This is a genomic window from Bifidobacterium pullorum subsp. saeculare (assembly GCF_016899725.1).
GTDB classification, from domain to species: Bacteria; Actinomycetota; Actinomycetes; order Actinomycetales; family Bifidobacteriaceae; genus Bifidobacterium; species Bifidobacterium pullorum_C.
In genome coordinates this window covers 1-432 of sequence record NZ_JACLYU010000275.1, presented here as the reverse complement: position 1 = coordinate 432, position 432 = coordinate 1, and the positions used below count along the sequence as shown (strand labels likewise).

1 protein-coding gene is annotated in these 432 nt (G+C 33.8%); it reads left to right on the top strand.

The annotated features are described in order from the left end of the window. Positions 1 to 432, top strand: a 432-nt coding sequence (locus H7U32_RS10515) for a CPBP family intramembrane glutamic endopeptidase (protein ID WP_204469956.1), incomplete at both ends; no start/stop codon positions are given.

The window sequence follows — 432 nt, the reverse complement described above, 5'->3', positions numbered from 1 at the left end:
GGACTTATTATGGTTTTAAACGAGAAATGAAAAGAGCAAATTGGATACTGTATTTACCTCTACTGATTATTTTAATCGTATTATGCCTTCAAGGGTTTAGTTCCCAGCCGCTTGAAACGATTATTTTCTATGTTGGCTTTGCTATTTTAATCGGTTTTGTGGAAGAAAGTATTTACAGAGGAATAATGATAAAAATATTACTACCACGAGGTATTCTTCCAGCTATCCTGACTTCGAGCATATTATTCTCTGTCACACATATGCTTAACTTGTTATCTGGACAAAGTTTGGGGCAAACTGGACTACAATTGGCTTATTCTTTTCTAATTGGTATTGTACTAGCGCAATTATTTATTAAAACTGGCAACATTTTACCACTGATTCTGTTTCATAGCCTTCATAATCTAATTCAATTTTTAGGAAGCGGAGGAT